The organism is Acinetobacter sp. TY2 (assembly GCF_046269225.1).
In the GTDB taxonomy this organism is placed as follows: domain Bacteria; phylum Pseudomonadota; class Gammaproteobacteria; order Pseudomonadales; family Moraxellaceae; genus Acinetobacter.
In genome coordinates, this window is record NZ_JBJZOR010000057.1 from 1 (window position 1) to 3,215 (window position 3,215).

The 3,215-nt window shown below is 40.2% G+C and carries 2 protein-coding genes and 2 pseudogenes; 1 reads left to right on the forward strand and 3 read right to left on the reverse strand.

Annotated features, from left to right (window positions below; genetic code table 11):
• Both ACK1JC_RS16925 and ACK1JC_RS16930 read right to left on the reverse strand, forming a co-directional pair.
• Positions 1-203: pseudogene (locus ACK1JC_RS16925) on the reverse strand (IS6 family transposase); the annotation flags it as partial.
• 128 nt (positions 204-331) lie between these two features.
• Positions 332-646, reverse strand: coding sequence for a transposase family protein (locus tag ACK1JC_RS16930; protein ID WP_409512965.1), 315 nt, complete (start codon positions 644-646; stop codon positions 332-334).
• A gap of 491 nt (positions 647-1,137) precedes the next feature.
• Here ACK1JC_RS16930 and ACK1JC_RS16935 point away from each other — a divergent pair, with 491 nt between their 5' ends.
• The gene (locus ACK1JC_RS16935; RefSeq protein WP_409512966.1) at positions 1,138-2,757 is read left to right on the forward strand and encodes an oleate hydratase; all 1,620 of its coding nucleotides are present in this window, start codon (positions 1,138-1,140) and stop codon (positions 2,755-2,757) included.
• Between the two features lie 285 nt (positions 2,758-3,042).
• On the opposite strand, the pseudogene ACK1JC_RS16940 reads toward ACK1JC_RS16935, so the two are convergent.
• Positions 3,043-3,138 (reverse strand): annotated as a pseudogene (locus ACK1JC_RS16940) (IS5/IS1182 family transposase); the annotation flags it as partial.
• Positions 3,139-3,215 lie beyond the last annotated feature (77 nt).

The following is a 3,215-nucleotide window of genomic DNA, read 5'->3' on the forward strand; positions in this document are numbered from 1 at the left end:
TTACGCCAATACCAGCGTAACCGTTTTTCCATTTCTGGAGCATAACGCTGAACCCAACGATAAATTGTACTGTGATCCACATTTATGCCTCGTTCAGCGAGCATTTCTTGAAGTTCACGATAGCTGATGCCATATTTACAATACCAACGAACAGCCCAAAGAATGATTTCACCTTGAAAGTGCCGACCGTGGAAGGGATTCATCTGCTGTATCTCGAAATAAATAAGATATTTAGCTTATCATGTCAGCCTATTTGCAACAGTGCCGAATTTGCTGAGTTTTATAATGGATGATGGCCTGTACTTTAAAGGTATGGGTCTTTTTCTTGCCACTATAGTTTTTCTTCTGTTTTTTTAGGCCTTTGAATTGGAATTTCTGTGGCATCCAGGATCACCACATTCCAGTCTATGCCTTCGCTTTCGGGCAAATTCTTCGGTAAATTAAACAGCTTGGACTGAATCAGGCAATCTTCAACATGACGTACAATTCTTGAGGCTGTAGGCTCTGAAACCCCATAACTCGTAGCAATGTGAAATAAAGTTCGGTATTCCCGCCAATAGCTCAGACAGAGCAGAACCTGATCCTCCACACTTAACTTGGGTGGTCTGCCTTTAGCTGGAACATGCTTCTGCAATTGCTCAACCATTTAAATAAAAGGTTGACCATGAGATGCCTGTATATCGCTTAAACTGTGTTTCAGAAAGCTTCTTTGAATCAATGTATTTCATCCGCAGATTATGCACGAATGCTAAGAAAATTAGAGTACAAATATCAATCAAAAAGGTGCTCGTTTTTTGATTTATGAAAGAGATCTATTATTCAATTATATCTTTTAATGATCAATAGAAAGCCTAGTTTCAAACACATTCTTCAGACACAAACAAATATGATCAAAATAGAGTGATTACTCTATAAAATAATAAAATCAATTACTTAAATCATATTTTATTTTAAAAAAAAATACAAATGTGTATTAAAAATAACCATTACTTACATTTTTTTGATTACAAAATATAATGAGTAAATTGCTTCCCATTTCATACATTTTTCATATATAAAAAGTCATACTATTTTTAAGGTTTTTCTAAATCACATTTTATACTTCATAGTTTTTAACATCATTATTAAAGGTGAACCATGCAAAAGAAGAAGCGCACCCCATTAGACGCACAACAGTCCCATCTTTGGATTATTGGTGGTGGTATCGCAGGTATGGCTGCTGCTGCATTTGCAATCCGTGATGCCAAAGTCCCTGCCAAAAATATCCATATTTTAGAAGAACTCGATATTTCAGGTGGTTCGATGGATGGTGGACATACACCGCATGCCGCGCAAGCTTGGGTAACACGTGGTGGGCGAATGCTGACCGATGAAACTTATTTGTGCCTATGGGACTTATTTTCCAGTATTCCATCTTTGGAAAATCCAGACATTTCGGTGCGTGAAGAATGTCGTGAGTTTAATGAAAAAGTGAAAACCCACGCCAATGCACGGTTGATTGATGCCGAACATGTCATTGCGGATGCAGCAAAGCTTGGTCTGAATACGCTACATCGTGCACAGATGCTGCGCCTATTAGCTTCAAAAGAAGAAAAAATTGGCAGTCGCCGCATTGATGAGTTTTTTGATGAAACCTTTTTTGAAACCAATTTCTGGCGCATGTGGCGCACGACTTTCGCTTTTCAAAAATGGCACAGTGCAGCAGAGTTAAGACGCTATTTCTTGCGTTTTATTCAAGAATTGCCACGCATTCATACCTTAGCGGGTGTGAAACGTACCAAGTACAACCAATATGACTCGATGATTCTGCCCCTACAGCGTTGGTTAGTCGCACAAGGCGTCGATGTGCGTTTTGGACACTATGTCACAGATGCAGACTTCATTACCAATGCTGAAACTCAAGAACGCTACGCTTCACGCCTATATGTACAATTGCCTGAAGGCTCAGAGCAAATTAATCTGAAAGCCAATGATTTAGCTATTTTCACTTTAGGCTCTATTACAGCAGACTCACGTTATGGCGGTAATCATGACGTGCCTGCCCTTATTCGTCATCGAGAAGATCATGGCTGGACGCTTTGGGAAACGCTGGCACAAAAAGCCCCAGACTTTGGCCGTCCAATGACTTTTTATGGCAATGTCGATGAACATAAGTGGGAGTCTTTCACTCTGACCATGAAAGATGACGTGCTACTTAAACGTATTATTGACTATACAGGCAATGAACCAGGGACAGGTGCACTGATGACTTGGTATGAGTCAGGTTGGCATTTATCCATCGTGGTTCCTGCACAGCCACACTTTGCCGACTTACCTGAAGGTTTATATACCTTATGGGGCTACGGTTTCCAAATTGACCATATAGGCGATTACATCAAAAAACCAATGTCCGAAGCCACGGGGCAAGAAATCCTAACAGAACTGATTAAACAGCTCTGTTTTGACGACATTTTAGATCATGTTTTGGCAACGACTGATGTTACTACCGCCATGATGCCATACGCCTCTGCCCTATTCGCCTGCCGTAAACCGGGGGATCGTCCACAGGTAATTCCACAAGGCTCACAAAACTTTGCTTTCCTTGGACAGTTTGTGGAAATTGAAGATGACGTGGTCTTTACTGTGGAATATTCAGTTCGTGGGGCGATGCTTGCCATTTATGAATTTTTTGGGGTGGAACGTGAAATCCCTGAAATTTACAACGGTCTACTTGATCCCAAAGTGGGTTTAAAAGCTTTGGAAACAGTATTCCACTAAGTTTTTAATATATAGCGATAAGAGCACCTTTATGTCGCCACTATTACATAGTTTAATTTAAGCAACGTTTGGATACACGAGTGTGGCAGGGATGCCACACGTTATCCATCATAATAGGGATGTTATGTATGGGTAACAAAGGCTTTTGCTTTCTTTTGGCTTATCAAAAGTAAGGGTATTGCCTACACAAACACCTTTTATACTTTATTGAAAGTTGAGGCCGTGTACGCACCTAATTTTAAATTGGATAAAAAGAAAAATTAGATAAAACTTTATACGTCATTATTGGCGACGATATTCAGCTCCATGTTTCTTGCGTTTCCATTCGCCCTCACCTAGAAACTTCATGCCTGTAGAGTCTACGAGTAGATGCAGTCCATCGGGCACTGTTGCAAATAGAGATTTGAGTCGATGATGTTCCCTTTAAAAAGTACTTAGAGACCGAAAACCCTGTTGAT

What these genes read in the sequence shown, in the direction of transcription:
- ACK1JC_RS16930 (WP_409512965.1), bottom strand. Translation starts at nt 646, where the DNA reads ATGGTTGAGCAATTGCAGAAGCATGTTCCAGCTAAAGGCAGACCACCC.
- ACK1JC_RS16935 (WP_409512966.1), top strand. Translation starts at nt 1,138, where the DNA reads ATGCAAAAGAAGAAGCGCACCCCATTAGACGCACAACAGTCCCATCTT.